The organism is Haloarchaeobius amylolyticus (genome assembly GCF_042678045.1).
Classification (GTDB): Archaea; Halobacteriota; Halobacteria; order Halobacteriales; family Natrialbaceae; genus Natrinema; species Natrinema amylolyticus_A.
Genome location: NZ_JBHUDI010000008.1, coordinates 1 through 24,373, shown reverse-complemented (window position 1 = coordinate 24,373; position 24,373 = coordinate 1). Strand labels below are relative to the sequence as shown.

27 protein-coding genes and 1 pseudogene are annotated in these 24,373 nt (G+C 60.5%); 17 read left to right on the top strand and 11 right to left on the bottom strand.

The window, feature by feature from the left end:
* The first annotated feature begins 55 nt into the window (after positions 1–55).
* Positions 56–577 (top strand): Lrp/AsnC family transcriptional regulator, encoded by a 522-nt coding sequence (locus ACFR99_RS13190; protein ID WP_390288095.1) that lies wholly within the window; start codon positions 56–58, stop codon positions 575–577.
* A gap of 142 nt (positions 578–719) precedes the next feature.
* Here the strand turns inward: ACFR99_RS13190 and ACFR99_RS13185 are convergent, their stop codons facing one another.
* A complete protein-coding gene (locus ACFR99_RS13185) occupies positions 720–2,096 on the bottom strand; it encodes a nicotinate phosphoribosyltransferase (RefSeq protein WP_390288093.1) in 1,377 nt (458 codons plus the stop codon).
* Between the two features lie 191 nt (positions 2,097–2,287).
* On the bottom strand, positions 2,288–2,644 hold the full coding sequence (locus ACFR99_RS13180; protein ID WP_390288091.1) for a hypothetical protein: 357 nt from the start codon (positions 2,642–2,644) through the stop codon (positions 2,288–2,290).
* Between the two features lie 259 nt (positions 2,645–2,903).
* Between ACFR99_RS13180 and ACFR99_RS13175 the strand changes: the two genes are divergently transcribed.
* From ACFR99_RS13175 to ACFR99_RS13165, 3 genes are all read left to right on the top strand, one after another.
* Positions 2,904–3,728: a helix-turn-helix transcriptional regulator gene (locus ACFR99_RS13175; protein WP_390288089.1), complete on the top strand. Its 825-nt coding sequence runs from the start codon at positions 2,904–2,906 to the stop codon at positions 3,726–3,728.
* A gap of 205 nt (positions 3,729–3,933) precedes the next feature.
* Positions 3,934–4,758, top strand: a complete 825-nt coding sequence (locus ACFR99_RS13170; RefSeq protein ID WP_390288087.1) for a class I SAM-dependent methyltransferase — start codon at positions 3,934–3,936, stop codon at positions 4,756–4,758.
* A 22-nt stretch (positions 4,759–4,780) separates the two neighbouring features.
* Positions 4,781–5,662, top strand: a complete 882-nt coding sequence (locus tag ACFR99_RS13165) for an alpha/beta fold hydrolase (RefSeq protein ID WP_390288085.1) — start codon at positions 4,781–4,783, stop codon at positions 5,660–5,662.
* 285 nt (positions 5,663–5,947) lie between these two features.
* Here ACFR99_RS13165 and ACFR99_RS13160 read toward each other — a convergent pair whose 3' ends face one another.
* The gene (locus ACFR99_RS13160) at positions 5,948–7,378 is read right to left on the bottom strand and encodes a dihydrolipoyl dehydrogenase (protein WP_390288083.1); all 1,431 of its coding nucleotides are present in this window, start codon (positions 7,376–7,378) and stop codon (positions 5,948–5,950) included.
* A 270-nt stretch (positions 7,379–7,648) separates the two neighbouring features.
* Here ACFR99_RS13160 and ACFR99_RS13155 point away from each other — a divergent pair, with 270 nt between their 5' ends.
* The 7 genes from ACFR99_RS13155 to ACFR99_RS13125 all read left to right on the top strand — a co-directional run bounded on the left by ACFR99_RS13155 (position 7,649) and on the right by ACFR99_RS13125 (position 13,410).
* Positions 7,649–8,074, top strand: a complete 426-nt coding sequence (locus ACFR99_RS13155; RefSeq protein WP_390288081.1) for a hypothetical protein — start codon at positions 7,649–7,651, stop codon at positions 8,072–8,074.
* Between the two features lie 13 nt (positions 8,075–8,087).
* The gene (locus ACFR99_RS13150) at positions 8,088–8,663 is read left to right on the top strand and encodes a carboxymuconolactone decarboxylase family protein (RefSeq protein WP_390288079.1); all 576 of its coding nucleotides are present in this window, start codon (positions 8,088–8,090) and stop codon (positions 8,661–8,663) included.
* Positions 8,660–9,565, top strand: a complete 906-nt coding sequence (locus tag ACFR99_RS13145; RefSeq protein ID WP_390288077.1) for a sulfite exporter TauE/SafE family protein — start codon at positions 8,660–8,662, stop codon at positions 9,563–9,565. Before ACFR99_RS13150 ends, ACFR99_RS13145 begins: the two co-directional genes overlap by 4 nt.
* 96 nt (positions 9,566–9,661) lie before the next feature.
* Complete coding sequence (locus ACFR99_RS13140) at positions 9,662–10,525, top strand: SDR family oxidoreductase (RefSeq protein ID WP_390288075.1); 864 nt, start codon at positions 9,662–9,664, stop codon at positions 10,523–10,525.
* Positions 10,518–11,492 carry a patatin-like phospholipase family protein gene (locus tag ACFR99_RS13135; protein WP_390288073.1) on the top strand — a complete coding sequence of 325 codons (975 nt, stop codon included), beginning with the start codon at positions 10,518–10,520 and terminating at the stop codon, positions 11,490–11,492. The genes ACFR99_RS13140 and ACFR99_RS13135 overlap by 8 nt, the downstream gene beginning before the upstream one ends.
* A gap of 221 nt (positions 11,493–11,713) precedes the next feature.
* Positions 11,714–12,811, top strand: a complete 1,098-nt coding sequence (locus tag ACFR99_RS13130; protein WP_390288071.1) for a DUF3179 domain-containing protein — start codon at positions 11,714–11,716, stop codon at positions 12,809–12,811.
* Positions 12,808–13,410, top strand: coding sequence for a hypothetical protein (locus ACFR99_RS13125; RefSeq protein ID WP_390288069.1), 603 nt, complete (start codon positions 12,808–12,810; stop codon positions 13,408–13,410). The genes ACFR99_RS13130 and ACFR99_RS13125 overlap by 4 nt, the downstream gene beginning before the upstream one ends.
* A 136-nt stretch (positions 13,411–13,546) precedes the next feature.
* Here ACFR99_RS13125 and ACFR99_RS13120 read toward each other — a convergent pair whose 3' ends face one another.
* Entirely contained in the window at positions 13,547–14,584 is a 1,038-nt protein-coding gene (locus tag ACFR99_RS13120) for an NAD(P)/FAD-dependent oxidoreductase (protein ID WP_390288067.1), read from the bottom strand.
* Positions 14,581–15,945 carry a dihydrolipoyl dehydrogenase family protein gene (locus ACFR99_RS13115; protein WP_390288065.1) on the bottom strand — a complete coding sequence of 455 codons (1,365 nt, stop codon included), beginning with the start codon at positions 15,943–15,945 and terminating at the stop codon, positions 14,581–14,583. The genes ACFR99_RS13120 and ACFR99_RS13115 overlap by 4 nt, the downstream gene beginning before the upstream one ends.
* A 137-nt stretch (positions 15,946–16,082) precedes the next feature.
* On the opposite strand from ACFR99_RS13115, the gene ACFR99_RS13110 reads away from it, so the two are divergent.
* Positions 16,083–17,489, top strand: coding sequence for an FAD-dependent oxidoreductase (locus tag ACFR99_RS13110; protein WP_390288063.1), 1,407 nt, complete (start codon positions 16,083–16,085; stop codon positions 17,487–17,489).
* A gap of 27 nt (positions 17,490–17,516) precedes the next feature.
* Here the strand turns inward: ACFR99_RS13110 and ACFR99_RS13105 are convergent, their stop codons facing one another.
* The 3 genes from ACFR99_RS13105 to ACFR99_RS13095 form a co-directional block, all read right to left on the bottom strand.
* Positions 17,517–18,116 carry a helix-turn-helix domain-containing protein gene (locus ACFR99_RS13105; protein ID WP_390288061.1) on the bottom strand — a complete coding sequence of 200 codons (600 nt, stop codon included), beginning with the start codon at positions 18,114–18,116 and terminating at the stop codon, positions 17,517–17,519.
* 62 nt (positions 18,117–18,178) lie between these two features.
* On the bottom strand, positions 18,179–18,448 hold the full coding sequence (locus ACFR99_RS13100) for a hypothetical protein (RefSeq protein ID WP_390288059.1): 270 nt from the start codon (positions 18,446–18,448) through the stop codon (positions 18,179–18,181).
* 672 nt (positions 18,449–19,120) lie between these two features.
* Positions 19,121–19,495 (bottom strand): winged helix-turn-helix transcriptional regulator, encoded by a 375-nt coding sequence (locus ACFR99_RS13095; RefSeq protein WP_390288057.1) that lies wholly within the window; start codon positions 19,493–19,495, stop codon positions 19,121–19,123.
* A 308-nt stretch (positions 19,496–19,803) separates the two neighbouring features.
* On the opposite strand from ACFR99_RS13095, the gene ACFR99_RS13090 reads away from it, so the two are divergent.
* The 5 genes from ACFR99_RS13090 (at position 19,804) to ACFR99_RS13070 (ending at position 22,945) form a co-directional block, all read left to right on the top strand.
* Positions 19,804–20,526, top strand: coding sequence for an NAD(P)H-hydrate epimerase (locus ACFR99_RS13090; RefSeq protein ID WP_390288055.1), 723 nt, complete (start codon positions 19,804–19,806; stop codon positions 20,524–20,526).
* Between the two features lie 150 nt (positions 20,527–20,676).
* Positions 20,677–21,141, top strand: a complete 465-nt coding sequence (locus ACFR99_RS13085) for an Rrf2 family transcriptional regulator (RefSeq protein WP_390288053.1) — start codon at positions 20,677–20,679, stop codon at positions 21,139–21,141.
* Between the two features lie 165 nt (positions 21,142–21,306).
* A complete protein-coding gene (locus ACFR99_RS13080) occupies positions 21,307–22,158 on the top strand; it encodes an alpha/beta fold hydrolase (protein WP_390288051.1) in 852 nt (283 codons plus the stop codon).
* Between the two features lie 172 nt (positions 22,159–22,330).
* Positions 22,331–22,669 carry a MarR family transcriptional regulator gene (locus ACFR99_RS13075; RefSeq protein WP_390288049.1) on the top strand — a complete coding sequence of 113 codons (339 nt, stop codon included), beginning with the start codon at positions 22,331–22,333 and terminating at the stop codon, positions 22,667–22,669.
* Positions 22,670–22,768: 99 nt separating this feature from the next.
* Positions 22,769–22,945 carry a hypothetical protein gene (locus tag ACFR99_RS13070; RefSeq protein ID WP_390288047.1) on the top strand — a complete coding sequence of 59 codons (177 nt, stop codon included), beginning with the start codon at positions 22,769–22,771 and terminating at the stop codon, positions 22,943–22,945.
* A gap of 100 nt (positions 22,946–23,045) precedes the next feature.
* On the opposite strand, the gene ACFR99_RS13065 is transcribed toward ACFR99_RS13070, so the two are convergent.
* From ACFR99_RS13065 to ACFR99_RS13055, 3 genes and pseudogenes are all read right to left on the bottom strand, one after another.
* The gene (locus tag ACFR99_RS13065) at positions 23,046–23,579 is read right to left on the bottom strand and encodes a DUF8159 domain-containing protein (protein WP_390288045.1); all 534 of its coding nucleotides are present in this window, start codon (positions 23,577–23,579) and stop codon (positions 23,046–23,048) included.
* A 257-nt stretch (positions 23,580–23,836) separates the two neighbouring features.
* Positions 23,837–23,956 (bottom strand): annotated as a pseudogene (locus ACFR99_RS13060) (thioredoxin domain-containing protein); the annotation flags it as partial.
* Between the two features lie 78 nt (positions 23,957–24,034).
* Positions 24,035–24,373 (bottom strand): zinc ribbon domain-containing protein (locus ACFR99_RS13055; RefSeq protein WP_390288043.1); only part of this gene is annotated, 339 nt, incomplete at its 5' end.

Genomic DNA, 24,373 nt, shown 5'->3' with positions numbered 1-24,373 from the left:
AGATCGATTGCAACGAAACAAACCTATTAACGAACGAATGACCAACACTCAATCGATGCCACAGGTAACCCTCGACGAGGTCGACTTCCAGATTCTCCGCCGATTGGACGAGAACGGCGACATCGACGTCGACGAACTGAGTGAGGAACTCGACGTCAGCACCTCCACGATCTACTATCGGATGGAGAACTACCGTGAAAAGGACATCATCCAGGGGGAAATCACCCAGCTCGACCCCCAGCAGCTCGGCCTCGAGCTGACGGCGATCACGGAGATCAACGCCGACTACGACGGCCCCGGATACGAGGAAGTCGCGGAGAAGATCGCCGGGCTCTCCGGCGTTCAGCGGGTCTTTTTCATGCTCGGCGAGATGTCGTTCTACGTGTTCTCCCGCGTCCGTGATCACGAACACCTTCAGAAACTGATGGAAGAGATCATCCAGACTGAGGGCGTGGACAACTCGACGACGAACATCGTCCTCCGGACGTTCAAAGACGAGGATCGACTGCTGGTCAACTACGACGATGCGGACCTCGAACGGATCTTCGGCGACCACCACGGGCCGGCCAACGACTGAGACCTATTGTACCTCTTGCGACTATTGTAACTACTGCTTCTATTGTGTAGATCGAACTGATTGTATCTATTGATACTATTGTCGCTTGTTCAGAGTCGGAACTCGATTCGAGGACTGGCGATCGCTCCCGCGTGTCTCGAGGTCAGACGTCCATTCGCGCCTCAAGTTCCCGTCGCAGTTCTTCGGTCTCGGCTTCGAGCCGGTCGCTGATCCGGACGTCGTAGGGGTCGGGATCGTCGATCGCCCGGTGTTCCACGGGGAGCTTTCGGCGCAGGGCACTCGCTCGGTCGCGAATCTCCTCGAGAGTCGGGAGGTCGACGACACGCTCCCCGTCCTCGATGACGGTCTCGAGTAGTTCGTCGCCCGGGAGGGCTGTGCCTTCTTCGCGGAGCCCGACGACGTCGCCGGCGTACTCGCCGTCTACCTCGGTTCGACAGACGCTCTTGGCCCCTGGATAGGTCACTTTTCCCTTCGAGAGCTTCATCGTCGGCTCCATCGTGCTGTCGCGTTCGACTGCCACGAGTTTGTAGACACCCTCGACTTTCGGCGAATCGGTACTCGTCACCAGTGCAGTCCCTGGCCCGAACCCGGCAGCAACGCCGTCGCGTTCGAAGAACTCCGTGATGGCGTACTCGTCGATTCCCGACGAAATGAACTCGTCGACGTCGGGAACGACTTCGTCGACCGCCGTCGAGAGCGCTGCCAGATCACCCGAGTCGAGTCGAACGCCACGGAGCTCGACGTCCTTTGTGTCGGCTACGTCGCGTGCGGTTTCGGCTCCCGCGACCGTGTCGTACGTATCGATCAACAACACGCTCTCGTCGCCGTACTCGTCGACGAACGTCTCGAACGAGTCGCGTTCGTGCTCGAAGCTCTGGACCCACGAGTGGGCCATCGTCCCGAAGACCGGCACGTCGAACGCCTCGCCTGCGGCGACGTTCGAGGTACCGTTGAACCCGCCGACGTATGCGGCACGTGCCGCCTTGATGCCCGCGTCGGTGCCGTGCGAGCGCCGCGATCCGAAGTCGACGAGTCGCTGATCGTCCCCGTCGCGGTCGATTACGTCCCGCATTCGGGCCGCTTTCGTCGCGATCAACGTCTGGAACCCGATCTGATTGATGACTGCCGTCTCGAACAGCTGGGCCTCCGCGATTGGCGCTGTCACCTCGAGCAGCGGCTCGTTTTCGAACACGGGAGTGCCCTCCGGGAGCGCCCGCACCGCTCCAGTGAACTCGAAGTTCTCGAGATAGTCGAGGAACTCCTCGTCGAACCCCAGTTCGGTCAGGTACTCGATGGCGCGGTCGCCGAACGAGACGTTTTCGATGTAGTGGATCGCCTGCTCGAGGCCGGCAGCGAGCATGTATCCCCGGTTCGACGGCAGGCTACGCGTAAAGAGACTGAACGTCGCGGTTGGATTGTGATCCTGCCTGTAGTAGGCCTGCATCATCCGCAACTCGTACAGGTCGGTGAACAGGGGGAGAGTCTCCGGAGACAGGTAGCCGAACTCGGTTCGTGACATTTCCCTGTCGAGCTACGATAGCAACAGCAATAAGATGGATTGTCGTTTTCGGTCTCTGGGGAGACGGTTACCAGCGGGACCGCGTCTCCGGGTTGTGCGAGGCGCTTCGGCGTCGACGGTCCTGACGCACAACGCACCGTCAGCGAACGCAGAGCCCGGATGCCGGATGAGCGCACGTCGAGACCGAGTGGTTAGAATGTGAGGACTTCGTAGCCGTCGTCGACGAGGGATCGGACGCTGGGGTGTCCATCGTGATCGTCGAGACGGACGATACCGGCGTCGTTCACTGCATCGTCGACGCCAAACGCTCCCGAACAGTAATCGCAGGCCGACGCATCGTCACGAACGGCCCGATAGAGGTCGTGATGATCATTACTCTCGTCTTCGAGTTCGGGAATCCACTGGGTCCCGGCACCGTCGAAGATGAGTTCCACTTCATCGTCGTCGTTCTCGGCGAACTCTTTGGCCGTTTCGAGGCCGTTTACGAGACGGCCGAGGTTAGCGTGGCCGTCAGTACCTGCGAGGATGATAACTGCTGCTTTGGACATTACAGTCTCTGATAGCAGCCGGCAGCATATAGCCCAGCTGCGGGTGTGCAGACTACATGCGCGTCCGGCGGCTATTTATTTGTATTCGGTTGAACCGCTACGCCAAACCGTTTCTCGGAGACCCGAATTTACTTTATCGCTGATAATTTCATCACATACCATAGATGTTGACGGAGCCGTGACGAATAAAAGGACCCTGATAAGCCGATGAGAATTGGGTGACCGACATACGTAATATAGTGGTACGTCTACACATACCATGAACGCGCCCCTCGAAGAGATCGATTTTCTCGCCCGGTCGAGCCACCGCGTTGGTGTCATAGAGGAACTGACCGGTGGCGCCCGTGAACGACGGGAGCTACGCGCTGCAACGGGTGCCTCGACACCGACGATGAGTCGAATTCTTACCGACTTCGAAGACCGCCGGTGGGTCGAACGGAGCGGACCGACCTACGAACTGACGCCGCTAGGGGAGTTCGTCGCAGAGCGGTTCCTCGAACTCCGCGACGCAATGGCGATCGAACGCAAGCTACGCGCCGTCTGGCAGTGGCTTCCCCGGGAGATGGAGGGATTCTCCGTCGACCTCTTCTCCGATGCGGTGGTCTCGTATCCCGGACCTGGCTACCCATACGAACCGATCGAGCGTCTCACCCACCTTATCGAGGGGACCTCTCGAATGCGCGGGTTCGACAGCATCGTGTTCAAATCGATCAACAACGAGACGGTCTGCCAGGCCGTTATCGACGGGATGGAACTCGAGTACGTCTATTCGCCGACAGCACTCGAGAAGACGTTCGCCTGGAATCCGGACCGTGTCATGGAGGCCGCCTCCCGTGATAACTGCCACGTGTACGTCCACGATGCACTCCCCGATCGGTCTCGATGCGGGCTCGGCATCGTCGACGACCGTGCTGGCATTTGCTGCCACGATCCTGAGACTGGGGCCCTGACAGCCGTCATCGATACGGACGCCCCGGCGGCCCGAGAATGGGCCATTTCAACCTTCGAGCGCGTCCGTGATGAGGCGAAATCGGTCGAGCCACAGGTGTTCGAGACGCTCGTCTCGTCGGACCTTCGCTCGTGAAGGCCGTCCGTGGATCGTGAGCGTACGTTCGACTACCAGCAGTCGCAATACCGCCGGGGGCCAGGACCAAATCCGACACCAGCGACAATCCATTGCATCAGACTGGATCACCCTTCTATTGGAGAACCAACACCTTCTTCACGGCGTGAAATATTTCACTAGGAGTTTACATACGAGTAGCGGGCGTATCGGGATTTGAGGTCTCATGGCCGAACAAACCGAGATCCAGAACGCATGGACCGAGATCGCACCGGAGTACGACGAGTTCGTTACCCCGGCGAACGTAGCTATCGCGGAGGTGGCCCTCCAGCGGGCAGGGATCAGCCCGGCGATGCGGATGCTGGACGTCGCGGCTGGCAGTGGTGCGTTGAGCCTCCCCGCAGCGCGCGCGGGCGCAGAGGTGCTGGGGACGGACATCTCCCCTGCCATGGTCGACCGACTCGAGGCACGGGCACGTGAGGAGGGGCTCACCACCTTGGAGGTTCGTATTATGGATGGCCACGACCTCGCGCTCGAGGACGATACCTTCGACATCGCCGGCTCGCAGTTCGGCGTTATGCTGTTCCCCGGCCTGCAGCAAGGACTGAGTGAACTGGCGCGCGTTACCAGGCCCGGTGGCCGCGTGTTGCTGGTCACAATGGGACCGCCGTCCGAGATCGAGTTCCTCGGGCTCTTTCTCGAGGCGGTCGAATCCGTCGTCCCTGGATTCACCGGCCTTCCGATGGATCCACCGCCGTTACCCTTTCAGGTGTCGGACCCAGCGGCACTGCGCGAGAAGCTGGCTGACGCTGGGCTGGCGGATATCTGCGTTGAGACGGCGAACCATCGGTTGGAGTTCGAGTCCGGCACGCAGATGTGGGACTGGGTGACCGCCAGCAATCCGATCGGGGCGGAGATGGTCACTGATCTGACGGCCGAACAGATGGCCGCGGCACAGATGGCGCTAGATGACAGGCTGCGCGAGCGGTCCGGGGAACGCGGTCCTGCTGTGGTGAACAACACGGTTAACATCGCTATCGGGACAAAGTGAGCTAATCCAACAGATAAAGACGATGACAATAAAGAAACAACGAATTGAGGAAGTCCGGGGGCGGTTGCTCGCTGATCTCCCCGTGACGGAACAACAACTGACGCTAGCTGGCGTTTCGACCGCCGTGCTTGAGGGGGGTGATGGCTCCCCGATCGTTCTGTTACACGGCCCTGGCGAATCTGCGTTGTGGTGGATGCGGGTGATCCCGGACTTGGTGACGACCCATCGCGTAATCGTTCCCGATCTGCCCGGTCACGGTGCGTCGGAAGTAATTGACAACGCGCTAAACGTCCCCGCTGTGATGCGGTGGCTCGGTGAACTGATAGAGCAGACATGCTCAGCACCACCGACGCTGGTTGGACATTTGCTCGGTGGCGCCATCGCAGCCCGCTTCGCGGGTACCCAGAATGTACAGATCACACGGCTGACACTCGTAGATTCACTCGGTCTTGGACGGTTTCTGCCATCCCCGCGATTTGCGTTCGGGTTAGTCCGCTTCCTTGTACGGCCGACGGACCACGCATACGACAGTTTTCTCGATCAATGTCTGGTTGATCGGGATGGCTTGATTCACCAGATGGGCGATAACTGGGAGCCGTTCCTGGCGTACAATCTCGACCGTGCACGCACGCCGAGTGTGAAAGCCGCTATGCAAACCCTGATGAAGGAGGTCGGGATACCGAGGATCCCGGCAGAGGACTTGGAGGGGATCACGGTTCCGACGAGCTTGATCTGGGGCCGGGACGACCGTGCCATACGGCTCGACATCGCCAAGAGCGCGAGTACTCGATACGGCTGGCCACTCTACGTAATCGACGATGCCGGTGACGATCCGAAACTCGAACGACCCCAAGCGTTTCTAGAAGCGCTTTACGAGGAGCTTAGCGACCGTGAGACACACTGAGGATCTGCGTGAACCGCCTCGGGGTCAAGCCCCGAGGCACTCGCCTTGCACCGCCTGTAGAGCGCTCGTTATCCGTCTGCTGGATACAGAGGCTGTATCCAGCAGACCGTCTCTGACAGATATCGTATTCAACGCTCCGAGTTCACAGTCCCGAGTGGACTATAGTAGCCACTGAACGTCACTGCACATCCGATCGCACGAGGGCTGTACGATCGGTGTGTCAATCGGTTCAATTGTTACTATAGTGAATCAAGACTCCCCTCGGAAACCAGTTGACTGTCGTTATCAGTGCGAGTGGCCACTGTCTTCGCCACGGGAGAACTGTCCAGCGAACGCTCGCTGGACGACCTCGGAGAGGGCAGGATGGATATGGACCGATTCGCGGATGTCCTGTACCGTCCCCGACCCCGCTTTCATTGCCACGACGACCTCCTGAATGAGGTCGGCGGCCTCTGGCCCGATGATGTGGCAGCCGAGGATCGTGCCGTCCAGATCGATAATAACCTTCACGAAGCCGTCGGCGTGCATCGCGCTGCCTCGAGCGGTCTGGTCATATTGGTACGTTCGCGTCGCGTACTCTCGACCGGCGTTCCGGAGTTCTTCCTCGTGTGCGCCGACACCGGCCACTTCTGGAGAAGCGAACACCGCAAACGGCATCGCCGTGTAGTCGATCGGCTGGAGATCGGCTCCAAAGAGGTTCCGGGCGACGGCCTGTGCCTCGTGGTTCGCGCTGTGTTTCAGCAGGTACTCGCCGACGATGTCTCCGAGCGCCCACACGCCCTCAGCAGTCGTCCGCAGGTACTCGTCGGTCTCGACGAAGCCCTGCTCGTCCGTTTCGACGCCTGCCGCGTCGAGATCGAGCGTGTCCGTGTTTGGGGTGCGGCCGGCGGCGACGAGTAGCGTGTCGCCGGTCACGGTCACAGTATCGTCCTCGAGGATTCCGCCGTCCGCGCCGTACTCGTATGGGTGTGCTTCGACGGTTATGGTTCCAGCAGTCTCCGAGACAGCGGTGGCTGCATAGCCGGTATGGACCGAGAACCGGTCGGCGTATCGCTCGGTGAACGCCTCGGCCACTTCCTCGTCGGCCTCCGGAAGCAGATTCGGCCGACGGCCGATGATGGTCACGTCGCTTCCGAACGTCCCGAAGAAATGGCCGAGTTCGGCTGCGATGTACCCGCCGCCGACGATGACGAGATGGTCCGGTGGCGTCTCCAACTGGAGTGCTTCGGTACTGGTCAGGTACGCCACCTGGTCGATACCGTCGATATCCGGGATCGATGGCCGCGTACCGGCAGCGATCAGGACGGTCTCGGCCCGAATACGAGCGCCTTCGTCGGCACCGCTGACGAGTTCGACCGTCCGGTCGTCGACGAATCGCCCTTCGCCCTCGTACAGCTCGTGCTTCGAGGAGGAGCGTAACCCACGACGAATCGACTCGGCGTCAGCCTCGACGTCCTCGGTGACTTCACGGACGATTTCCGAGAACTCGACATCGCGTACCGCCGCATCGATGTGGAACTCGTCGGCTCGTTCGACTGTCTCCAGTACGTCCGCGTGGTAGAGCAACATCTTCGAGGGAATGCACCCGCGGTTGAGACAGGTCCCCCCGAGCGGTCCTTTTTCGACGATCGCGACAGACTGGCCGCGATTCGCGGCCGCGTTTGCGACGTCGAGTCCGGACCCTGAACCGATCACCAGAAAATCGACTTCGTCCATGTTCAGTTCCTCAACCCCGCACGTAGAATAACTAACTGCGGCTGTGTAGTTCCGTTACCAACCCACTCGGAGCTATAGTAACAGCTGAACCGATCGCACAGCAGTCGTGCGCTCGGATGTGCAGTGACGTTGAGTGGCTACCGTATTATCGACGTGTTGCTCGAGGGCCGACGAGTAACGGAACGGCCGTGTATACGGGTTGTGGACGGGTGTGCGACTGAGTTAACCGACCGCACCGCGGCTTAATAGCTGTCGTGCATCTGAGAGAGTATGACAAGCGCACTTGCCGGTCTGGCCGGCGGCGTCGTTGCAACGATCAGTATGACTGCATTGATGATGGCGATGGGGGACGGTGGGCCACCACCAACGGCGCGGCTCGTCTCGAAGTTCGCTGGTGGCGCTCCCGAAGACCACGCGATGCCTGGGATGGCGCTGCACATGATTTACGGCATCGGAGCAGGCGTCGTCTTTGCCGTCGGCGTCCCGTTACTTGGTCTCGAGCTCAGCTCGATTGCCGTTGGCGCGGGCCTCGGGCTCGGTTACGGAATCGTCCTCATGATCGGTGGGATGGCGTTCTGGATGCGGGCGGTCATCGGGATCGAGCCCGACCGCGACATGCTGACGACTTTCGGGACGGTCCACGTCGTCTACGGGATCGTTCTGGGCGCCTTCCTCGGGGCCGGACTCATCGCATAAGAGAGTGAGACACATGTCACGACTCCCCCTGCTCGAACTGAACGACGTTCCGGAGGAGTACCACCACCTGTTCACCGATGACTACCTCGGCGACCGCCACATCTTTCGCGTGTGGGCGCACAACCCCGAGGTACTCGAGGCCACGCTGGAGTATCTGAACACCCTGTACGACCAGCTCGGAGATCGACGCAAGGAGCTGGTCATCCTCACCGTCGCTCGAGCCCGGGATGCTCGATACGAGTGGCACCAACACGTCGACATCGCCCGTGACAAGGGCGTCACGGTCGAGGAGATGCGAGCGATCGGCGGCGGTGATCTCTCGGGGTTTGACGATGCCGAGTTCGTGTTGCTCCAGTACACCCGGGCCGTCGAATCCGGAACCGTCACCGACCAGATCCACGAGGCGCTCTCGCGACAGTATTCGCCGGCAGAGATCGTCGCACTCGGCCTCCTCGTCGATTTCTACGTCGGCCTGTGTAACTACGTCGCCGCCGTCGACCTGCCGTTCGAGGGCGATGAGTTCGTCGGTTGGATCCCGGACGAGGAGTCGATAGTGGAACGCTTCGGCGAGTCTGTCGGGAGCACATGACGACCGTACCGGTACTCCTGGCGCAATCGGTTCCCATCCCGGCCGATTTCCCAGTCGAGCAGTTCCTCGCTCATTGGTGGGTGTTCCCGGCGTCGATTCTCTTTTCGCTGGTCGCACTCTCCGCTGGTGTCTCCGGAGCACTGTTCTTTAGTCCATTCTTCATGCTGGTCGTGGGTCTCTCGCCCTCGCAAGCGATCGGTGCTGGACTCTTGACGGAAGTGTTCGGGATGGGGAACGGACTGCTGAACTACGTTCGCCAGCGAACCGTCGACTACGCGACGGCGAAGTGGCTCTTGCTCGGCGCGATACCGGCCGTCGTCGTCGGAGCGCTCGTGGCCCACTCGGTGCCGACAGCGTTGCTCACGATCGCCTTCGGTGTCGGGTTGCTCATTCTGGGAGTTTTTCTCGTCTACTACGATCCGCCCGAGAAGTGTGTCCCAGGTGAGGGAGAAGGAGCATTCCTGAAACGGAAGAATACGGCTCGTGGCGAAACCGTCATCGAGACGACTGACGGCGAGACGTTCAGGTACGATACCTGCTGGCGACCGCCCGGCCTCGGTCTTGCGACCGTCGGTGGGCTCATCACCGGCCTGATTAGTGCCGGGCTTCCCGAGATCACGACCACACAGTTGATCATGCGGTGTCGACTCCCGCCCAGGGTGGCGATCGCGACGAGCGTGTTCGTGCTTGCGCTCGCCGCGATCGCCGGGGCGGCCGTCCACGCGCTCGCTGCTACGCCGGTGTGGTACGTCGTGGCCTGGTCGATACTTGGCGTCCTGATCGGCGGCACCGTCGGGACGCGCGTCGGCAAGTACGTCCCGAGCGAGATCATGGAACCGGCACTCGGGGTTGTGTTTGCGATCGTGGGCGTGATCGTGCTCGGGAGCGAGCTACTCGCCTGAGCCGTGTCAGCTCGAGCGAGCTGCAGACCATCACCGTGTGTCTTCGGTGCATACCCGTTATAACACTATACGTCCTGTCCACGTAGCCCAGCGCGTATGTCACCCGACGAGTTCGATCTCGCCGAACCGACGCTTACATCCGACGACCTGCTCGTTCTCGAGGATCCACACTTCGGTCCCGAAACCACGGCCGTCGTGACGGGGGCCGCATCGGGCATCGGACAGGCGACTGCAGTCGCCCTCGCAGCGAACGGGCTCTCGGTCATCGGTGCCGACATCGACGACGCAGGGCTCCAGGAGACGATCGACATCGCTGACGATGTCGACGCATCGGGCGAGGTCTATTCGGTCCCGACCGATCTCACAGACGACGCCGACGTCGAAACGATGATCGACATCGCAGCCGAGGAAGGCGAGCTCCGATACGTCGCGAACATTGCGGGGATGCAACACATCGCGTCGCTCCCGAAGTTTCCGATAGAAAAGTACGACCTGCTGCTGGACATCATGTTGCGGGCGCCGTTCTTGACGGCAAAGCACGCCATGGCTCACGTTCGTGACACCGACGACGGCGTCGGTGCCATCGGCAACATGTCCTCAGTCCACGGGCACTACGCGACCCAGGACAAGCCCGCCTATATTACTGCGAAACACGGGCTGAAGGGACTTACTCGAGCAATCGCCGCCGAGGGTGAGGGAACGCTTCGGGGATTCTCGGTCAGCGTCGGGTACGTCCTCACGCCGCTCATGGTAAACCAGATCGAGGACACGGCCACGGAACGTGGCATCTCCGAGCGGGAAGTCGTCGAGGACGTGATGCTCGGACAGGCCCGCACGAAGGAGCTGATGACGCCGGCCGAGGTGGCGAACCTCTTCGTGTTCGGGTTCTCCCGGCACAGCAAACATCTCAACGGTGGCGACCTGCTCTGGGACGGCGGCTACACGACGACGTATGAGTGAGGGCGACCCGACGCGCGTCGCCATCGCCTGTCAGGGCGGTGGCAGCCACACCGCGTTCACTGCGGGTGTCCTTCGGACGCTGCTCGAGGAGTGGGACGACGAGTACGAACTCGTCGGCATCAGCGGCACGTCCGGTGGCGCGTTCAACGCCCTTGGGACGTGGTACGGGCTCGTCACTGGCGATGCCGACCGGGCGCGTGCGATCCTCGACGGGCTGTGGACGGATCTGGCGGCTGACGGGGTACAGGACCGCTGGACGAATTCCCTGGTGACCACGCTCTCGCGCATGGAGAGTGCCGGTTTTCCCCTCCCCTCTATCAGTCCGTATCAGGTACTCGGACCGGAAGTCGGGAAACAGCGTATCAGAGAGGTGCTCGAACGACACATCGACTTCGACGCGATCCCGGACCTCTGTCAGAAGCAAGCACCGGAGCTCGTGATTGGAACGGTCGACATCAATGCCGGTGTCTTCGAGACGTTCGTCAACGAGGACGTCACCGTCGACGCCGTGCTCGCCTCGGCAGCGGTTCCGAACCTGTTCGAGGCCGTCGAAATCCACGGGCACCTCCACTGGGACGGGCTGTTCTCGCAGAACCCACCAGTTAATGACTTGATGCGGCTTCCACCGGCACGTAAACCAGAGGAGTTGTGGATCGTACAGATCAACTCCCAAGAGTTCGAGGGCGAACCCGACACGCTGGACGTCATTGCCGACCGGCGCAACGAACTGTCGGGAAACATCTCCCTCAATCAGGAGCTCGGATTCATCGAGCGCGTCAACGAGTGGGTTGCAGACGGGAAACTCCCCGCCGACGAGTTTCAGCAGACGGACATCCACCGCATTCAGATGGGCAAGCGGTTTCCCTGCGCGACGAAGGTCGACCGCGACCCCGCGTTCCTCGACGAACTCCGGGCCCTGGGCACCCAGCGAGCCCGCGAGTTTCTCGACTCGCGACCGGGCTCGTGACGAGGCCGGTCTCGATCACTTCACCTCGAGCGTTCCGAACGTGACGCCGGCGTGCGGTTCGCAGTAGTAGTGGCGCGGTCCTGGTTCGTCGGTGGCCACTCGAAATCGTCCTTCACCGCCGAGGCGGTCGCCCGGAACGTCCCGTTCGGCGAGAACGCTGCTGTGTGTCAGTCACACACGACTGACGCTCGGTTATGCGTGTCGCGAACCAACCGACGGATATGCCTGATGGACACGAGAATGCGGGCGTCTCCCGGCGGCGTTTCCTCGGCGCGGCCAGCGGTGTCGGCCTCGCTGCGCTCGCTGGCTGTCTGGACGGCTCCTTCGTGCCCATCGCGGGCGATGATGGGGGAGCGATCACAAGCGCTCCGCCCACGGTCGACCGGTCGCTCCCCGAGGAGTACGCGACCGACGAACTCGACGAGGCGAGTCTCTCCGGCGGCCCGGGCAAGGACGGCATCCCCTCGATCGACGAGCCAGAGTTCGCCGCAGCCGACGATCCGCCCTCGAGACTGTCGGCCAACGATCTAGTTTTCGGCGTCGAACTGAACGGCGACGCGAAGGCGTACCCCCGGTACGTTCTCGTGTGGCACGAAATCGTCAACGATGTCGTGGGTGAGGAGTCTGTCGCGGTAACGTACTGTCCGCTGACCGGAACGGCACAGGGGTTCTACCGCGGAGCAAGCGAGCTCGGCGTCTCCGGGCGCCTCGTCAACAGTAATCTCATCATGTACGACCGCGGGAGCGATACGTGGTGGTCGCAGGTGCTCGCACGGGGGATCCGCGGCCCACACGAAGGGGCGTACCTGTCGGAGTTTCAGGTGACGTGGACGACGTGGGGACGGTGGCGCGAGCGACATCCGGAGACGGCCGTGTTGACCGAGAATACCGGCCACGTCCGGGATTACGGTGGCGATCCCTACGGGCAGTACAATCCTCGGACCGGCTACTACGACGACGAGAGCTTGCTGTTCGACCCGCTGGCGAGCGATGAGCGATTCCCCCCGAAGAAAACCGTCGTCGGGGCCCGGACCGGTGACGGAGCGCTGGCCGTCCCCAAGTCGACGCTCCGGGAGCGTGGGGCCGTCGTCGGCTCAGTGGGCGACGTTCCCTATGCGACCGCCTACGACGAGGAACTCGATACGGGCTACGTCTACCGCAACCCCGACGACCGGTCGGTCGAGTTCGAGAGCAGTGCACTCACCGTCGACGACGACGAGTACGAACCGGATGCGCTCCCCCTCGAACGCGTGATCGGATTCGACGCGATGTGGTTCGCCTGGTACGGCTTCTACCCCTCGACGGAGGTTCATGGATGAGCACCTGGACTCAGTTCGACCCGGCGCCGAGGCGGCGGATCGCCGAGACGATCGCCGCAACGACACTCGTCGTCAGACGCCGCGATTCACTGGCGGTCGCCATCCTCGTCGGGATCGGCTACCTCGCGGCCTTCCTCTGGGCTATCGGCGACCTCGCGATGCGACCCGGCGCGGCCCCGAACCTGATCGTCGTCGACGACCCGCTGGTCCGGATGTTCCAACGGATCGGCCCCGCGTCGTTCGAGGCCGTTGCGCTGCTCGACACTGGTGTCATCAGATTTCTGGTGTCGCCGATCGACATCGCGATCGGGCTCGCGATAGCTGGCCTCGTCGGCCTCAACCTCGGACTGACCTACCTCGCGGTCGTACAACCGGCGGCCTGCGGGATCGGAGCTGGCTCGGGGTTGCTTGCGTCGGTGCCGGCCCTGCTGTCCGGAACGGTCTGCTGTGGACCCGTCGTCCTGATCGCACTCGGGATACAGGCGAGCGGCCTCCTGTTGACGATGTTCGCCTGGCTGTTGCCGCTCGGAGTGGTGCTGATGCTTGCCAGTCTGGTGTACGTCGCCGGGAAGGTTGACGTCGCGAACGCGTCGAGCTGAGAAAGAAGACGGATCATAGCGGTGCTCGAGCCGCGGAGCCGACTCGTCTCCCCCTCATACGGACTCCTGCAAGTCAGCACCGGAGGGCTCGCACCCCTCCATGCGGGTGTGCCGGAAACCAGTAAGGGGGACCATATCACTCGTAGGTGTGGAAGTCGACCGCCTGCTCGAGCAGTTCGTCCGGTATCCCCGGGACTTCTTCCGAGCGGACCGGGCCCTGTTCGTCGAGGATGTCAGAGTCACGCGGGAAGTCCCGCAACTGGAAGTGCACGTCGACCCCCGCTTTCGCGCCTTGGCCCATTCCGATTGGAAGCTGGTTGTGGCCCGGCGTGCAGTCGCCAACGGCGTAGATGCCCTCGACGGAGGTCTGGCCGTGATCGCCGACCTCGATGGTCCCGTCGTCGTTGATCTCACAGCCGAGTTCCCGGGCCAGTCCGTTGTTGTACTCGGCGCCGTACATGGCGAACCCGCCCTTGTACTCCCGGACGACCCCATCCTCGAATTCGAGCGCTTTCAACCAGCCATCGTTCCCGTTCTGAACGCCTGTGATATCTTCGTGGACGATGTCGATGGGGTGGCGCTCGAGCATGGCGGTCGTCTCGTCGCTCCACTCGGGATCGTCGCCGCGGGTGAGCAAGTCGACCTCGTCGGTGAAATTCAGCATAATTCCTGCGACGTGGGCCGCACTCTCCGAGTGGCCCATCACGTAGACCGGCTTGTCGACGAACATGTGTGCATCACAGTGTAGACAGTAGTGGAGGCCGCGACCGGTTCGCGGCAGCGGCGGTTCCGGGCGGACGTCGTTGAATCCCGTCGCGAGGATCACGACCTCTGCTTCGTAGTCGTCATTGTTTCCCGATAGTCGGATCAGTCTCCCCTCACCCTCCCCCTCCCTCTCCTCGCGGGAACACGAGGTGACCATATCCTGGTAGAAGTCACAGCCGTACGCTTCGAGTTGTTCCCGCCCGATACCGAGGAATTCGGTGCCGCTGGTTTCCTCACGAACGCCCAGCAGGTTATGGACTTCCTGCATCATCGCCGCCCGACCGCCGCCACGACTGACGACCGCCGTCCGATGACCCAGTCGCGTGCTGTACAGCGCCGCCGTCATCCCTGCAGGACCACCACCAACGACGATCACCTCGTATTCCGTAGACGGCGATTCCTCGCTCATTGCCGTGTCACCTCTCGAAATGCGGCCTCGAGGATCTTGCTCAGCGTCGGATGTGCGTGGATCGTCCCGGCCACGTCGTCGACCGACAGATCGTGTCGCATCGCGAGAACTGCCTCGTGGAGCAGCGTCGATGCCTCGTAGCCGATGGCATGGGCGCCCAGAATCTCGCCGTCCGGGGCGGCAAGCACCTTCACGAATCCGTGCTCGAGTTTCTTCGCCCGTCCCATCGCCGAGTCGCTGTAGTCGGCCCGGCCCACGACGTACTCCGTATCGTCGTCCTGAAGGTCCGCCTCGGTCGCCCCGACGCCGGCGATCTGGGGGTTGGTGAAGATTGTATGGGGCATCGCCGAGAGGTCGATTGCCGTTCGCTCTTCGTGGACGACGTTCGCGACTGTGTAGCGGGTCTCGTAGTCGCCGGAGTGTTTGAACAATGCGTTCCCGGCGACATCGCCCTGTGCCCACACGTTCTCGGCGGTCGTCTCGAGATACTCGTTCGTCTCGATAAATCCGCGGTCGTCGATCTCGATGCCCACCGCCTCGAGCCCCAGCTCGTCGCTGTTCGGCTGTCGGCCGAGTGCAACGAGCACCTCGCTGCCCTCGACCGTCAGTTTTCCACCGTCCTCCGTCTCTGCGTGGACAGCGTGGCCATCACCGTGCTCTTCGACGGCGGTCACGCGGTGGCCGGTGTGGACGTTGTGGCGCTCGGCGGCGAGCTCGGTGAACGCTGTGGCGACATCGGCGTCTTCCCGCGGCACGAGCGAGTCCATCATCTCCACGATCGTGACTTCGGTACCCAGCGACTGGAACACGTATCCCAGTTCCACTGCGATGTACCCGCCACCGAGTATAACGAGGCTCTCGGGCGGCTTGTGGAGATAGAGTGCCTCCTGACTGGTGAGGTAGTCGATCTCGTCGAGGCCGTCGATCGGTGGGACGATCGGTCGGCTTCCCGTAGCCACGACGACCTTCTCGGCGGTGACGGTCTCGCCCTCCAGCTCGAGCGTTCGCTCATCGACGAACTCGGTGTACTCCGTAAACAGCGTGAGGTGGTTCTTTTCGTGGTACCGATCTTTCATGTCCTCGGCAATCCCGCCGAGCAGGTCGTCCATCTCGTCGACGACAGCGGCGTGATCGATTCCATTGAGGGTGGCATCGACGTGGAACCGTTCGGCGTCCCGGACGCTATTTACAGCGTTTGCCGCCTGAATCAGCATCTTCGAGGGGTTACAGCCCCGATTCAAACACGTTCCGCCCAACGGTCCCGGTTCGACCAGTGCGGTGTCGAGCCCAGCGTCGGCGGCGGCCGCAGCGACGTTATTCCCGGTTCCTCCGCCGACGACGATGACGTCGAAATCAGCCATAGGTACAGTACTGAACAGTAGCTGTGGTAAAGAACCCCGTGCGCCGGTTCAGTTCGGTTGCACGACCATGGAGGTGGGTTGGGAACCAAAGCGCACACTCGAGCCGAGTTTATACGCTTTCCCGCAAAGTTCGATCCGTGAGCACGTTCGTTGTCGTTGGCGGTGACGCCGCAGGGATGTCGGCAGCAAGCAAAGCAAAGCGCGACGACCCGGACCTCGACGTCGTCGTGTTCGAACGAGGGCAATGGGTCTCGTACGGGGCGTGTGGCCTCCCGTACTACATCAAAGGCGAGATACAGTCGCTCGACGACCTCGTCTCGGTCACGCCCGAGCAGTTCCGCGAGCAGCGTGATATCGACCTCAGAACCGGCCACGATGTCATCAATATCGATCCGACGACTCGAACCGTGACGGCCCGCGCCGACGGCGACGAGATCGTCCAGGAGTACGACCACTTGCTCGTGGCGACCGGCGCGACCGCAGTCACGCCGCTGATCGATGGGGTCGATCGTCCGGGCGTCTACACGCTCGGATCGATGTCTGACGGGACGGAAATCCGTGAATACGTCGCTCGGGCGCGTCGCGAGGAGGACCTCCAACAGCCCGACAGCGGGCCCGCCTGCCAGTTCCTCGAAACGTGCACTGGCCCCGTCGGAATCGTCGGCGGAGGATACATCGGCGTCGAGATGGCCGAAGCGTTAGCTGCGAACGATTTCGAGGTCCACCTCTTCCAGCGTGGCGATCGCGTTCTGAAACAGTTTAGCGAAGCCACGAGCGAGACCGTGCTTGCACATCTCGAGGAGCAAGACGTCGCGGTCTACCTCGACACGGAAGTCCAAGCACTCGACGGCAACGAGGCGGTCGAGGCGGTCGTGACGACCGACGAGCGAGTCCCCGTCGAGATGGTGCTCGTTGGAACCGGTGTTCGTCCACGGACGACGCTAGCCGAAGCTGCTGGAATTGAACTCGGCAAGACGGGCGCGATCGCGACCGACCGATATCGGGAGACGAACCTGCCGGACGTCTACGCAGCGGGCGACTGCGCGGAGGCCGAGCATGTCGTTACAGGTGAGCCGGTGTACGTTCCCCTTGCGTTGACTGCCAACCGACACGGCCGAGCGATCGGCCAGACGGTCGCTGGCGATCCGACCGAGGGAGGCCGTATCGCGGGGACGGCTGCGGTCAAAGCCTTCGACGTTGAGGCAGCTCGAACCGGACTACTCGATCACGAGGCCCGCGAGGCTGGCTTCGACCCGATTACGGAGACGATCGACGCGAAATCTCGCGCTGGCTACTACCCCGAGGGTGGAACAGTGCGAGTGACGCTCACTGCCGACCGTCCATCCGGACGCGTGCTGGGAGGCAGTCTCGTTTCCGAGTACGGCGAAGGTGCTGTCCACCGAAGCCACGCGCTCGTCGGGCCGGTTACCGAAGGAATCACCGTCGGCGAACTCTCCAACTACGACCTCGCGTACGCGCCGCCGTTCAACACGACCTGGGATCCCGTGTTGACCGCAGCGAAGGTACTCGAGGGCAACCGATAATCCTCGGTTCGTCGTGTGCTGTCTCTGTCAGCCGTCACGTTCCGGAAACGATTCCCAGAACACGTCTGGGAGCTTTTGATCGGGATTTTCTTCGAGATAGTCCTGTTTGGTCAGGTTCGCATCTTCGATGAGGGCAGCAGCCTCGCCAGCCCAGACGTAGAAGCCGATCAGCGTCTCGCGGCGCATCCGCTCGAGATCGACCGAGTGATAGACGTTGACGACGCCACCCGCTTCCCGGTTCAGTTCTGACCGACGCAGGAGTCCGAGTTCGACCAGTTTGTTCAGATACCGGGTGACCGTACTTCGGTCGTATCCGAGCGTCTCGGCCACTTCGTTCGCCGACAGTGGCCCCTCGCCAATGACGCATAGACAGATATCCAGTCCGGCCTTGGGGAGCCCGAAGGCCTGGAGTAGTACCTGCCTGACGTCCGGTGGCTTGACGCTCATTTCCAGGTCAGTCACGCGTTCCATCGGTTTGTCGTGACACGACATCGGCGGATCGTCGCGACCGAGGACGAGAACGACGTTATCACAGTCGGGACACTCGAAGAGGTCGTACTGGCTGGATGATGGATCGTACTGGATCTCTTGGGGTCCTTCGGGGTCAGTTGTCTCGCCATTAGACATTCGCTTCCAATGCCTCCATATAGTACACAGTTAGACAGGCTCTTGCTAAATACTAACTCCCCTCATTCGTTCGGATTCATTGTCTCTGGATCAACGATCACTAGCTCGTCGAGTTCGAGTTCGAGCAGTTCTTCACCAGTGATCGTCACTCGAGCGCTCCCATCCGATCGTATTCGAGCCAGTTCGCAGTCCGCCAACCCGTGGAGGTGGGATTCAATCGTGCGTTCGTCGGCCTCGAGTGCCGCTGCAAGTGCTTCGATCGTCGTTTCTCGCGTCTCGCCATCGCTGGCTGTCGCGAGGTGCTCGAGTACCTCTCGTCTCGTTACTGCCATAACGCTCGCAGCGCGGTACACACCGGCTGTGGCGGTACGTTGGGCTGTACGGACGTTCTCATCCGTTCACTCTCGATGGAGTTCACAGAGAAAGAAATAGTAGTTCGTTCCCTCCGCTTAGATTGGCTCTTGCACATAATGGCTCCTCCTCGAGTCTAATTGACCTCGCGTACGGCCCCTCACGTAACTCCCGCCACGGCTCCAGTCTGGTCCGTAGACTGGTTCCTGAACGCCGTTCAGGATCGCGTTAGATTCCGTGCTATGTGGGCTCGAGACGTCAAATCGTTGCATTCCGGAAGCCGGCTGGGAACGACCGCCGTTCGCAGAACGAACCGTCTCTCTCGTTCCCTCGGGTCGTGATGAGTCGTGAGAAGCGCTTGTCATGGGAGTTCACTCCCCGTACATTATAGATATTGTCTCTTATGAGTTCGGCAGGAGTGCAAGTCAGTCACAATACCTCTCTCGATTTATAGATCAGCAAGGCGAGTGCCTCGAGGTCGTCCGAAAATCGGAGATGATGGTAAGCACGCGAGACGAAAGCGCTCGAACGACGTGACCTCGACTGGAACGATTGCGACGCTATCAGGCGCTCATATGGTCTACTGTAACGATTTACCGGTGCAACCGCGACCGTGCTACGGTTGCACCGGCAATGACTTACAGCAGACCGTATCAAGCGATCGAGCTTTCCTTGTCCACTGCAGCCGTCAGGTGTTCCTGTCCCCACTTGGCCATCTCCTGAATCACTGGCTCCAGCGATTTCCCGTGTTCGGTCAACGAATACTCGACCCGGACCGGTTTTTCGCTGATGATCGACCGTTCGACCAGCTGTTTGGCTTCGAGATCCTCGAGCGAGTCCGAGAGGACTTTGCTCGAGATCCCGCCGACTTCTTTTTTCAGTGCGTTGAATCCAAGCGGTCCGTTGGCAAGCAACCGATGGAGGATAACGGTATGCCATTTCTTGCCGATCAACGTCGCCGTGGAGGTGACGGGACACCAGTCTTCGCCTGCACACCACACTTCCAGTTGCTCTGTTGACTCGCTCATATCTGTCCACTCGTGCTGGAGCGGTATATAGTTACGTGTTGTAACTAGGTTACTAGTCAGTACTATCCTTTATCGGTCGATACGACCTGCTCACGGTACGTTCCCCGAGTAAGTGTGATACGACACAAACACACTCATACGCTACTCGCCCTAGTCGTCAGTGTAGGTTACCTTCAGTAACTTCGTTTGCGGCCGCCCCACATAATTATAAGCTAGAGGTAATGGCATTACCAAGCAGTAACGTCGATTCGTATCGAAGGAGAGAGTCCTGTCCGAAGGCTGTTTGCCCGTGTCACTGTATGGTGCATATGGATCTCGACGCGTTTCGAACAGCGACCGGCCACAATGTGACTGCAGTCACTGCCGAGGAAATGCGCGACGTCGATCGGGTTGCCGTCGAGGAGTACGGGTTGTCCCTGCTCCAGATGATGGAGCAGGCCGGTCGTGGACTCGCCTGCGAGGTACTGGATCTCTCCCGAGACGGACCGGTCGTCGTCCTCGCCGGTGGAGGTGGGAACGGAGGCGGCGGACTCGCGTGCGCCCGCCACCTCGCTAACCGCGAGATTCCAGTTACCGTTGTCCTCGATCGACAACCGACAGAACTCACAGGTGTCGTCGCGAGCCAGTACGAACTGCTCGATCGCATGGGAATTTCGATCCGAACCGACGTATCGACCGTCGAGATACCGGCGGTTGTAGTTGATGCACTCGTCGGATACGGCCTTCAGGAACCGTTGCGTGGCCCGCCCCGGGAGCTCGTGTGGTGGGCCGAAAACACGGAGGCCAAGATTCTGTCTCTGGACGTTCCGTCTGGTATCGATGCGACGACGGGTGGCGCGTCCGGTGACACAATCCATCCAATACGGACGTTCACACTCGCCCTTCCGAAAACTGGATTACTCGAAACAGCGGGCAAGTTGATTCTTGGAGATATTAGCGTCCCCGCCGCCGTTTACGAGACGCTCGAGATTCCGTATACGCCTCCGTTCGATCACAAGTTTGCCATCAGAATCGACGCAACGAGATCGTGACTGTTGTATGTGATCTCGTTTCGAGGATCTATCGACTCGGGGGACACTTCCAAAGAACCGATTCTTTCGCAGCCTACTCGTACGATCGGATACTGTTTTCCGGGGTGAGAGATCGGAAGACGTTACACACCAGATCGTCTAGTTTCGAATATGAACGGGAGTAGTCGGCTCGTCGTCGCGACGCACGTGCTAACGGTGCTCGCTGTCGTTCGTGATGAACGCCTCTCCTCGGAGAAGCTCGCCTGGAGTCTCGATACTAACCCCGTCGTCGTCCGTCGTTTACTCGGATCGCTTCGGGATGCAGACCTCGTTACGTCCAAGCGGGGACCGAACGGGGGGTTCGCACTGGCCCGGAGTCCGGACGACGTGACGCTGTACGATGTCTACGAAGCGCTCGAGGTGGAGTCGGTCTTTACGTTCCATCCGAACGACCCGAACGAAGCGTGCCCCGTTGGCGAGAACATCCAGACAGTCCTCACCGAGACGCTGCAACCGGCGGAGGCCGCTCTGAAAGACGAACTCAAAACGATCACTATCGCCGATCTCAGCCAGCAGATTCTCGAGCAGTCATCGACACCGATCGAAAGCGTCGAAAGCGCCGATCTCGGCGACTGATACTGCCGGACAAAACGGGTTCATCCCTCGATCGCGTCTCGACGGCTGCTGTCCTTTTCCATGAGTGGTGAGAAGAGCGGTGGCGCTATCGATGTGGGTGTGCGTCGATAGCAGCCTATTGTAACACACAAAGTTACAAATAGCGGGGCGGTGATTGCTCATTCGATGACGAACGAACCGACCCATCAGGAATGGACGGACGCACAAGAAGAGACAACGATTTCGGTCGACAGACACGACCTGACCGTGTCGTATTACGACGAGGGCAATACCGATGCAGCCGAAACCCCGCTCGTGTTCCTCCATGGGATTCCGACGTGGTCGTACCTCTGGCGTGGTGTCGCACCGGCCTTTGAAGACGATCGACGGGTGATCGCTCCGGACTTCGTCGGATACGGGAACTCCGCGATGCACGATGGCTTCGATCGGTCCATCCGCGCCCAGGAGCAGGTCCTCGACGGGCTACTAGCGCGACTCGAGGTCGACCAGATCGACCTCGTCGCCCACGACATCGGTGGTGGCGTCGCGCTTCGCTACGCGGCACACAACTCGGACGCGGTCGGAAAACTCGTGCTTTCGAACGCGATTGCGTACGACTCGTGGCCGATACAGTTCATCGTCGATCTCGGGCTTCCTGCGACAATCAACGACATGTCCGTCGATGACGTCGACGAACAACTCACTCAAACGTTCCAAACGACGCTCATCGATCCGGATGACGAGTTCGTGGAGGCGATGGTCTCTCGCTTCAGGAGTGATGAGGGTCGGATTTCCCTCAGCCGGAACGCGATCGCGACGAACACGAGTCACACGACTGAAATCGACTACGGCGCGATCACAGCGGAGACGTACTTCATCTGGGGCGAGAACGACGAGTTCCAGCCGATCCAGTTCGCAGAACGGCTGAACGACGACCTCGAGAACACCGCAGGTATTGCCCGACTCGACGCGAATCACTGGGTTCCGGAGGATCGCTCGACGGCGTTCGTCGACAACCTCTCGAACTTCCTCGAGTAACCGCCCACGTCCACAACGAGACACTCGGGTCGCCACTCCGGAACGGGACGACCCACCTGAATGTGCCGGTGACGACTTTCACACGCGTTGTTCCGTGTGGTTCAGTTGATTTTAGTAACCGACCAACAATCAAGTTCTATTATTTTCAAATAAACTATGTGCTTGCTTAGGTGTGATCGTCACGGTCGTGCATAGTCGTTGCATCGACGCTGAAAACGTATGTGACGACACGAGCAACGATGGGATCATGACTCGCGTCCCAGACCGAATCTACGACCTTCCTCCGAGTGGCAAACTCGTGTTGAAAGTTCTCGATATCAATGGTGAGCTGACGCAGAGCCAAATCGCAACCGAAACTCGACTGAACAAACGGACCGTTCGGTCTGCACTCGATGCGCTTCGGGATGCCGACATCCTTCGTGAACGCATGTATTTTCGCGATGCGGGACAATCTCTCTACTCGATTTCCGACTCGGCGCTGGCCGAAGAGTCGACGGCTATGGACCACTGACTTTCTTCAACGTAACCTCCTAACGATGTGGTTCGCGAGTGCTTATACGTTACCAAGTGTTACCTAGTAGTGTAAGGTAAGTATTCGAGGAGAGATCCCATGTCCACAGACACGACACACCCCAACCAGCAGCCAACGATCGGCGTCGATGCCGCCCCGCTCGAGCGCTACTCGGCTGTCCAGACGGAAACCGACCAGCTGATCGTTTACGACGAACAGGAGGAAGACGCCTGGATTCAGTCGGATGACTGGATCGACGCGCTCACGATGGCGTGATCAGCCGGGGTCGATCAACGAGGGGAGAATCGAGTCGCTCAGTAGTGATTCGGGTGGCCGCCATTACCACGGTGGTGGTATCGGAAGCTCGTATCCGAGATCAGTGTGCGGAGTCTTCGATCTCCGTGTCGTACGCTTCTTGCGACCAGTCTCCCTCGAGATACGCGTTGGCCCACTCGGGTTCGATGAAAACCATGAAATACACATCCCCATCGTCGGTAAGCGCGGTCGGCATCGCTCGACGATCGAACCCCTGATCGACGATATCAGCATACGCGTTTCCGAGGATCGTGGCGTCAACTTCTACTCCGCGGCTGTCTGTATACTCCGGGATGAACATTCCGGGTAGCTCCCACCCCGTGACCGAGAGGTCATCGTCGATGGTTTCGGCCATCTCCGCAGCGAGTCTCCTGTCCACCTCACTGATATCGTTCTCAATATCCTCATCTTCCTTTTCATTTGTACCGCCTAGACAGCCTGCGACGGTTCCGACGCTAATGGCAGTTGCAGTCGTCAACACGGTTCGTCTCGAGACACCGCGGACAATCCGAGAGAGATTCCGTTTCGTCATGTAGTCTATCCTCACTAGGGCACCAATTTGATGGGTTAAAACGGATTCTCGGTCGTGTATCATCGACGAACGGTCGAAAAGCGAACAGTTATTGACGAAAGCAACCGATCCATCGCCGCTGCATTTTCGGCGTGGTCGATCTCTCCGACGAGTAGTGACTCCTATTGCTCGCTTTCCGTTTGATACGAGAGACCGTACCGGAAAAACGGGCGTCACTCTCGACGGTCACTAATCCGACCTTGTCGGCTCTTCGATCGCGTTCGTTGCAGTCGCCGTCGATCTCACTGGCTGTCAAACCGCTGTTGTCCGATAGAGCACGTTCAGCCGTACGTTCGTTCGAGATCTGCAACGATATCGGCGCTTTCTGTCATTCCCGTCACGCCGTTTTCGGGATCGACGAGCACGGGTACTCCGGATTGACCGCTCACGTCCTTCACTTGTAAACTACCCCACCCTACTCCCTCGGCGCTCAGCGCCTCGGTCCTTGAGGGTGGGGCTTTGATGTGGACTCCCGGCAATCAGTCCCCAGCAATACGCTGGTAACTCTCGCCGTTCAACGTCCCACCATTTATACGCACGTCTACTGGTGCGTCTCCGCTCCCCGACTTGGGCGAGGAACGGAGTCTGTGTGTCCGCTTCCGAGCGTACCGCGTCCCGATGTTCTTCGCGGCGTTGTAATCCGCGTTCACCTCGTACCCACACTTCTGGCAACAGAAGTGTTCTCCGTGTCGGTTACCGTCGTGCGTGAACCCACAGTCCGTTCGAGAACAGCGTTGAGACGTGTGATTCGGCTCGACTTGTTTCACGGAGACGCCCTTCTCAGGGGCCTTGTAGGAGACGTACTCGTATAACCGTCG

What these genes read in the sequence shown, in the direction of transcription:
- ACFR99_RS13190 (WP_390288095.1), top strand. Translation starts at nt 56, where the DNA reads ATGCCACAGGTAACCCTCGACGAGGTCGACTTCCAGATTCTCCGCCGA.
- ACFR99_RS13185 (WP_390288093.1), bottom strand. Translation starts at nt 2,096, where the DNA reads ATGTCACGAACCGAGTTCGGCTACCTGTCTCCGGAGACTCTCCCCCTG.
- ACFR99_RS13180 (WP_390288091.1), bottom strand. Translation starts at nt 2,644, where the DNA reads ATGTCCAAAGCAGCAGTTATCATCCTCGCAGGTACTGACGGCCACGCT.
- ACFR99_RS13175 (WP_390288089.1), top strand. Translation starts at nt 2,904, where the DNA reads ATGAACGCGCCCCTCGAAGAGATCGATTTTCTCGCCCGGTCGAGCCAC.
- ACFR99_RS13170 (WP_390288087.1), top strand. Translation starts at nt 3,934, where the DNA reads ATGGCCGAACAAACCGAGATCCAGAACGCATGGACCGAGATCGCACCG.
- ACFR99_RS13165 (WP_390288085.1), top strand. Translation starts at nt 4,781, where the DNA reads ATGACAATAAAGAAACAACGAATTGAGGAAGTCCGGGGGCGGTTGCTC.
- ACFR99_RS13160 (WP_390288083.1), bottom strand. Translation starts at nt 7,378, where the DNA reads ATGGACGAAGTCGATTTTCTGGTGATCGGTTCAGGGTCCGGACTCGAC.
- ACFR99_RS13155 (WP_390288081.1), top strand. Translation starts at nt 7,649, where the DNA reads ATGACAAGCGCACTTGCCGGTCTGGCCGGCGGCGTCGTTGCAACGATC.
- ACFR99_RS13150 (WP_390288079.1), top strand. Translation starts at nt 8,088, where the DNA reads ATGTCACGACTCCCCCTGCTCGAACTGAACGACGTTCCGGAGGAGTAC.
- ACFR99_RS13145 (WP_390288077.1), top strand. Translation starts at nt 8,660, where the DNA reads ATGACGACCGTACCGGTACTCCTGGCGCAATCGGTTCCCATCCCGGCC.
- ACFR99_RS13140 (WP_390288075.1), top strand. Translation starts at nt 9,662, where the DNA reads ATGTCACCCGACGAGTTCGATCTCGCCGAACCGACGCTTACATCCGAC.
- ACFR99_RS13135 (WP_390288073.1), top strand. Translation starts at nt 10,518, where the DNA reads ATGAGTGAGGGCGACCCGACGCGCGTCGCCATCGCCTGTCAGGGCGGT.
- ACFR99_RS13130 (WP_390288071.1), top strand. Translation starts at nt 11,714, where the DNA reads ATGCCTGATGGACACGAGAATGCGGGCGTCTCCCGGCGGCGTTTCCTC.
- ACFR99_RS13125 (WP_390288069.1), top strand. Translation starts at nt 12,808, where the DNA reads ATGAGCACCTGGACTCAGTTCGACCCGGCGCCGAGGCGGCGGATCGCC.
- ACFR99_RS13120 (WP_390288067.1), bottom strand. Translation starts at nt 14,584, where the DNA reads ATGAGCGAGGAATCGCCGTCTACGGAATACGAGGTGATCGTCGTTGGT.
- ACFR99_RS13115 (WP_390288065.1), bottom strand. Translation starts at nt 15,945, where the DNA reads ATGGCTGATTTCGACGTCATCGTCGTCGGCGGAGGAACCGGGAATAAC.
- ACFR99_RS13105 (WP_390288061.1), bottom strand. Translation starts at nt 18,116, where the DNA reads ATGTCTAATGGCGAGACAACTGACCCCGAAGGACCCCAAGAGATCCAG.
- ACFR99_RS13100 (WP_390288059.1), bottom strand. Translation starts at nt 18,448, where the DNA reads ATGGCAGTAACGAGACGAGAGGTACTCGAGCACCTCGCGACAGCCAGC.
- ACFR99_RS13095 (WP_390288057.1), bottom strand. Translation starts at nt 19,495, where the DNA reads ATGAGCGAGTCAACAGAGCAACTGGAAGTGTGGTGTGCAGGCGAAGAC.
- ACFR99_RS13090 (WP_390288055.1), top strand. Translation starts at nt 19,804, where the DNA reads ATGGATCTCGACGCGTTTCGAACAGCGACCGGCCACAATGTGACTGCA.
- ACFR99_RS13085 (WP_390288053.1), top strand. Translation starts at nt 20,677, where the DNA reads ATGAACGGGAGTAGTCGGCTCGTCGTCGCGACGCACGTGCTAACGGTG.
- ACFR99_RS13080 (WP_390288051.1), top strand. Translation starts at nt 21,307, where the DNA reads ATGACGAACGAACCGACCCATCAGGAATGGACGGACGCACAAGAAGAG.
- ACFR99_RS13070 (WP_390288047.1), top strand. Translation starts at nt 22,769, where the DNA reads ATGTCCACAGACACGACACACCCCAACCAGCAGCCAACGATCGGCGTC.
- ACFR99_RS13065 (WP_390288045.1), bottom strand. Translation starts at nt 23,579, where the DNA reads ATGATACACGACCGAGAATCCGTTTTAACCCATCAAATTGGTGCCCTA.